Origin of the sequence: Polaromonas sp. AER18D-145 (assembly GCF_002379095.1) — a bacterium.
GTDB lineage: Bacteria > Pseudomonadota > Gammaproteobacteria > Burkholderiales > Burkholderiaceae_C > Polaromonas.
Genome location: NZ_NBZV01000012.1, coordinates 91490 through 97785, shown reverse-complemented (window position 1 = coordinate 97785; position 6296 = coordinate 91490). Strand labels below are relative to the sequence as shown.

General features: G+C 62.7%; 6 protein-coding genes. 1 reads left to right on the top strand and 5 read right to left on the bottom strand.

The genetic code is table 11. The features are described 5' to 3' along the window. The 4 genes from B7G52_RS08745 to B7G52_RS08730 form a co-directional block, all read right to left on the bottom strand. A partial coding sequence (locus tag B7G52_RS08745; protein ID WP_170954719.1) for a HAMP domain-containing protein occupies positions 1–1208 on the bottom strand: 1208 nt, incomplete at its 3' end. 297 nt (positions 1209–1505) lie between these two features. Continuing rightward, entirely contained in the window at positions 1506–1820 is a 315-nt protein-coding gene (locus B7G52_RS08740; RefSeq protein WP_141397410.1) for a hypothetical protein, read from the bottom strand. Between the two features lie 370 nt (positions 1821–2190). Next, entirely contained in the window at positions 2191–3045 is an 855-nt protein-coding gene (gene asd / locus B7G52_RS08735) for an archaetidylserine decarboxylase (protein WP_096697221.1), read from the bottom strand. 53 nt (positions 3046–3098) lie between these two features. Beyond that, entirely contained in the window at positions 3099–4229 is a 1131-nt protein-coding gene (locus B7G52_RS08730) for a PQQ-dependent sugar dehydrogenase (RefSeq protein ID WP_371329002.1), read from the bottom strand. 251 nt (positions 4230–4480) lie between these two features. Between B7G52_RS08730 and B7G52_RS08725 the strand changes: the two genes are divergently transcribed. Then, entirely contained in the window at positions 4481–5029 is a 549-nt protein-coding gene (locus B7G52_RS08725) for a C40 family peptidase (RefSeq protein ID WP_096697219.1), read from the top strand. A gap of 90 nt (positions 5030–5119) precedes the next feature. Here B7G52_RS08725 and B7G52_RS08720 read toward each other — a convergent pair whose 3' ends face one another. Further along, positions 5120–6118, bottom strand: a complete 999-nt coding sequence (locus B7G52_RS08720; protein WP_096697218.1) for a tripartite tricarboxylate transporter substrate binding protein — start codon at positions 6116–6118, stop codon at positions 5120–5122. Between the last annotated feature and the right edge of the window lie 178 nt (positions 6119–6296).

Sequence of the window (6296 nt, the reverse complement as noted above, 5' to 3'; positions counted from 1 at the left end):
GCCACGGCCTTGGTCACCTCGGCGATGTTGCGCACCTGCGCCGTCAGATTCGAACCCATGGAGTTGACCGAATCGGTCAGGTCTTTCCATGTGCCGGCCACACCCTGCACGTCGGCCTGGCCGCCGAGTTTTCCTTCGGTCCCGACCTCTCGTGCGACACGTGTCACTTCCGAAGCAAACGAACGCAGCTGGTCCACCATGGTGTTGATGGTGTTTTTCAGTTCGAGGATCTCGCCCTTCACGTCCACCGTGATCTTCTTGGACAGGTCACCGGCCGCCACCGCGGTCGTCACCTCGGCAATGTTGCGCACCTGCGCCGTCAGATTCGAACCCATGGAGTTGACCGAATCAGTCAGGTCTTTCCATGTGCCGGCCACACCCTGCACGTCGGCCTGGCCGCCCAGCTTGCCTTCGGTCCCCACCTCGCGCGCCACACGGGTCACCTCGGCCGAAAAGGTACCGAGCTGCTCGACCATCTTGTTGATGATCATGGCCGTGCGCAAAAACTCGCCCTCGAGGGCCCGGCCTTCCGCCTCCAGTGCCATGCTTTTGGAGAGGTCGCCCTGCGCAACGGCGCCGATCACACGCGCGACTTCGCTGGTGGGGTGCACCAGGTCGGCAATCAGGGAATTGATGGACTCGGCCGACTCGCGCCAGAAACCGCTGGCATTGGGCACCCGGGCTCTTTCCCTGAGTTTTCCCTCCTTGCCAACGACGCGGCTCAAGCGGGCCACCTCTTCGGCCATGCTGACGTTTTCGGCAACCACGTCGTTGAATGCGTCGGCCAGCTTGCCGGGAAGACCGGTCCAGTCCTGCGGCAAGGCCGCTTTCACATCACCCTTGCGCAAGGCCACCAGGGCCGACAGAAAAACCCGGTGCTGTTCTGCCGCGGCCTCGGTTTCCGCGCAGGCGCTGTCGACCGCGGCGACGCTGTCCTGCCAGAAGCCCGACAACGCGGGGGGCTCCGGCCGTTGCGACGAGCGCTGGCCTGTCACTTTGCGTGTGTGGCGCGCCTTCAGCCTGCTGGCGGTAAAGCTGCTGACAGCCGCCAGCTGGTTGAATTCTGCAGCCAGCTTGCCGTAAATACCTTCCCACTCGGTGGGCAAACTGACTTTGGCATCGCCGCGACGCAAGGCACTCAGGGCCTGAAGCAATGTCTTGAGTTCGGTATCCCGCTCGACCAAGGGCCGTCCTGCTAGTGCCTCCATGGAAGTGTCCCTTTTTGAAGTAAATAAGTCTGGTTACCGCACCACGAATTTACCGTTCAGAACAAGGGGAGACAACAGAAGCAAACGCCATTTTCAAAAAAACACAACCAGGTGTTGGGTGGGGCCAGCAAACCTTCCAACTATGGAAAAAGGACTACAAAAAGAAACAGGCGGCTGATTTATATTGATTGATTTTTCTGAAAATTCTGGTGGGCACGGCAGGCCGTGGCCGCCATCAAGCATGCTGGCAGTCCCATGCAAAAAGAAGAAAGGCCGCCAGGCGATCGAGGGCGCAGGCTAGGGTACAGGCGCAAGCCTGACGTCGATGTAAAGCTCTTCCAGCGCACCGGTGTAGCCCTCGAAAGCGAGCAGTCGCGCTGCAGCTTCCGCACGCTCCCAGCGCACGATGGCCTGCTTTTCTTCCAGTGAGAGATCTGAGCCCGTCGCCTCGTCCTCCCGGGTCTTGGCCTGCACCCAGGCGCGGCGCGCCTGCGCCACCTCCTCCGGACTGCCGAGCTGCTGGACCAGGGCTCGGTCATACCGCTGCTCGATGAGGCGGCATTGTTCCTCCGGAAATCCCTCGTTGTCCACCAACCGTATGAGGTAATTCATCACATCCTCGTTTCCCGGGAAGCTGCAGGGACGTTTATCCATCACGGCAGGCCCGTTGCCGCCGTTTGCACAACACCCAGTGCTTGAATTTAGACGCCTTGTGGAGGGCGTGCAGCAAGACCCCTGTCAACTCTGACAGGGGTGGCCGGTAAACACGGACAATTTCTGCAGGCTAAAGAGCGACTGGGTTTGCAACAGGCGCCGCGCCTCGTGCGCGGTATTGGCCCGGCTATCTATCAGCCCGGGCGCGGCCAAACCGGCTAAAACGCCTGCGTTTTTAAGTAAAAATGGCCTCCAGCCCATATGGGACGGTCGCAGGAAGCTATGTTATTCATAGCAATGAAATGACGCTTCGGCGCAGCCGCCAACGTCAGGGCGCCGCGCAGTTCGCCATCATCTCCCCGAGCCGGACCGCTGCGCCCGGTGCCCAGTCCGGATTGAAGCGGCAGGGCCCCCGGGGAAACAGCATGACCACGGTGGAGCCGAGCAAAAAGCGGCCCATTTCGTCACCCTGCGCAAGCTCCACCGGCGGTTGCCCGTCGTAGCGCCACTCTCGGACCTGTTTCGTCCGGGGCGGGTTGACCACGCCGTGCCAGACCGTGGCCATGCTGCCAACAATGGTGGCGCCCACCAGCACCAGCACAAACGGCCCGCGCGCCGACGCGAACACACAGACCACACGCTCGTTGCGCGCAAACAGCCCGGGCACGCCGCGCGCCGTGGCCGGGTTGACCGAAAACAGCTCACCCGGCACGTAAATCATGCGCAGCAGGCGCCCGCCCATCGGCATGTGGATGCGGTGGTAGTCCTTGGGGCTGAGGTAAATGGTGGCGAAACTGCCGCCTTCGAACTGTGCGGCCAGCTCGCGGTCGCCGCCGACCAGGGCGGTGGTCGAGTAGTGGTGGCCCTTGGCCTGGAAAATCCGGTCGCCCTCGATCGCGCCGAACTGGCTGATCGCGCCGTCCACCGGACAGACCAGGTCGGCTGCAGCCAGCGGACGGGCGCCCGGCTTGAGCGCCCGCGTGAAAAATTCGTTGAACGTCGGGTAGCTGCCGAGGTCAGGGTTGGCAGCCTCGGCCATGTTCACGCCGTATTTGCCGACAAACCAGCGGATGATGCGTGTCGTGACCGCCCCGCCCTGCATGGAGGCAATGTGGCTGCCGAATTCCGTCAGAGCCTGCTTGGGCAGGAGGTATTGCAAAAATACATCAAATCGTTCGGACACGCGGGCTCACTGTGGTCTGGAGAAACGCCCATTCTATAGAGGCACGCCCTGCATCAGCCGGGCTGCAGCCGCAGCAGGCGGCCGCGCGGGCTGTCGGTCAGCACATAGAGCAGGCCGTCCGGTCCCTGCCGTACATCGCGAATGCGTTCACCGCCGCCATCGAGCAGCTTGTGCTCGCGCACGACCTGGCCCTTGAAAGGCGCGGTCAATTCGATGCGGTTGAGGTAGCCGAACTTCAGCGAACCGACAAACAGGTTGCCCTGCCAGGCCTGGCCATAACGCCCGCTCGTCAGAAACACCATGCCCGAAGGTGCAATGGACGGCACCCAGTAATGCAGCGGCTGCGCCATGCCGGCCTTGGCGGTGATGCCCTCGCCCATCTTGCCGCCACCGTAGTTTTCGCTGTAGGTGATGACCGGCCAGCCGTAGTTGCGGCCGGGCTGCGGCAGGTTGATTTCATCGCCGCCCTGCGGGCCGTGCTCGTGGGTCCAGTAGGTACCGTCTGGCGCCAAGGTTGCGCCCTGCATGTTGCGGTGGCCATAACTCCAGATTTCCGGCAAGGCACCCGCCCGCCCGACAAAGGGGTTGTCTTTCGGAACGGTGCCGTCCTTGTTGATGCGGATCACCTTGCCGTGGTGGTTGTCGAGTTTTTGCGCGTCCTGCATGCGCGAATAACGATCACCCAGGGTCAGGAACAACGTGCCGTCGGGCTTGCCGTCCTGGTGGGCTTCGACGATGCGGCAACCAAAATGCGCGCTGCTGGAAAACTTGGGCTTCTGGCTGAAAAGCACCTGCACGTCCTCGAGCCGGCTGTTGTCAGCGGCCAGGGTGGCGCGGGCCAGCGCCGTGCTGTTGCCGCCGCCCGAGGCAGCCGGTTCGGAAAAGCAGAAGTAGATCCGGCGGTTGACCGCAAAGCTGGCGTCCGTGATGACATCGAGCAGGCCGCCCTGCCCGCCGGCGTCAATGGCGGGCAGCCCGGGCACGGGCGGACCGAGCCAGCCATCGGCCTCCACCACACGCAGGCGGCCGGGCCTTTCCGTGACCAGGAAGCGCCCCTGCGGCAAAAAAGCCAGGGCCCAGGGGTTTTGCAGGCCCGTGGCGACGGCCTCCGGTCGAACCGTCTGCGCCTGTGCCTCCACACCTGAAAATGCTATCAAAACAGTAGCATACAGAGCAAACGACATAAGGGGTAAGTGCATATTTCACTCCTGGATTCAGACAAGAGATCTGCGCCAGGGAGGGCGCCGGTCCATGTGGCAATATGCCACTGTCGCCTTGCGGATATCGGCCTGTGGGTTTTCCCTGAGGAAGACGCTGCCTTTCAGCCTCAAAGACGCTAATTGTCGTAAATCGTTACAAATCAATGGCTTACCAACGCAATCTAGAAAAAACTTTAGCTTGACGTAGGACTTGTCCTTCAAGTACCCTTGCGGCCATGCGTATCCCCCTGCTCCTCACCTGCCTTCTGCTGGCTGCCACTGTGCAGGCTGCGCCCGGTCATTCTGGTGACGACATGGACAAATTCCTTGCCGACAAGGGTCTGCTCAACAGGATGGACCAGGTGCGGCAGTCGGTCAGCCACAAGGCCTCCGAGCTGGTGGTCAATGCCATGGGTTTCCTGGGTGTGCCTTACCGGCGTGGCGGCAACACGGCCGAGACCGGGGTGGACTGCAGCGGTTTTGTGAAAGCCATCTACGAGCAGACCGTGGGCTTGGTGTTGCCGCGCCGCGCCGAACAGCAGGCCGCCGCCACACAGAACATCGACAAAACCGAGTTGCAGCCCGGCGACCTGGTGTTTTTCAACACCATGAAGCGGGCCTTCAGCCATGTCGGCATTTATGTCGGCGAGGGCAAATTCATCCATGCGCCCAAGCCCGGTGCCGAAGTGCGGGTTGAAAGCCTGAGCGTCGCTTACTGGGCCCGCCGCTTCGACGGTGCGCGCCGCGTCCAGCGCACCGCCCAGGCCAACGCGACCGGCGAATAAGCGGCCGTCCGCGGCCCTCTTCTCGCCCTTCCTCGCTCTTCTTCTCTTTTCCGTCTTTTTTCCTGCCTGCCCTGCTTCGGCAGGCCGGCCTCAATCGGCCTTGACGCCGGCCTCCCGGATCACCTTCGCCCATTTGGTCGTCTCCAGCGCAATAAAGGCGTCGAACTCCTCCGGCGTGCTGCCAACACCGAAAGTCCCCATGGCATCGAGCCGCGCACGTGTTTCATCGCTGCGGATGATGCGTCCGACTTCGTCCGACATGCGCCGGACAATGTCCTTCGGGGTGGCCGCCGGTGCCAGCATGCCGGCCCAGGTGCTGCCGGTGAAGCCGGCAAAACCCTGCTCGATGAAGGTCGGGACGTCCGGTACCGCCGGCAGGCGGCGGTCGCTCGCGACGCCGATCAGCCGCACCCGGCCTGCCTTGCCCTGGTTGATCAGCCCGGTCGGTGCGTCAAAAAACAGCTGGATCTGCCCGCCTATCAAATCCGTCAGGGCCGGCACCGCGCCGCGGTAGGGAATGTGCACCATGTAGGTCTTGGTGATGGACTTGAGCAGCTCGCTGGTCAGGTGGGCGGCTGAACCGTTGCCGGAAGAACCGAAGCTGACTTTGCCGGGGTAGGCACGCGCGTAGCCAATCAGCTCTTTTGCCGTCTTGAAGGGGGCGTCGTTGTTGACGGCAGCCAGCAGCGGCGACACGCCCATCAGGGACACGCCGGTCAGGTCCTTGCGCGGGTCGTAGGGCAGCTTGGGGTACAGCGTGGTGTTGGCGGCATAGGCGGCAATCACCACGGCAAAGGTGCTGCCGTCAGCCGGCGCCTTGGCCAGCAAGTCCACCCCGATGATGCTGTTGGCGCCCGGCTTGTTGTCGATGGTCACGGTTTGCTGCAAGCGGTTCTGCAGGCCCACCTGCACAATGCGCGCCATCTGGTCGGTGAAGCCGCCCGGCGTGTAGGGCACGATGATGCGGATCGGCTTGTTCGGCCAGGCGCTCTGGGCCAGCAGGGGCGCGCAGACGGTGGCCGCCCCGGCCGTGATGGCCAGATTGAAGCGGCGGCGAGATACAACGCGGGGGAACTTGAGTTCAGACATGGCTTCTCCACAAGAGGAAACCCATTCTGGGCTATCTGTCCAGCGTCAACCCCAGGGTTTGCCCCGAAGACATGCGGCTGCAAGGCCCGGATGGACACCTGCGCGACACTCGGAATTCTGCAAAGCGGAACAGCGTCCCCCTAAAAAATCAAGACCAGCCCCAGACCAAGCGAAAGGC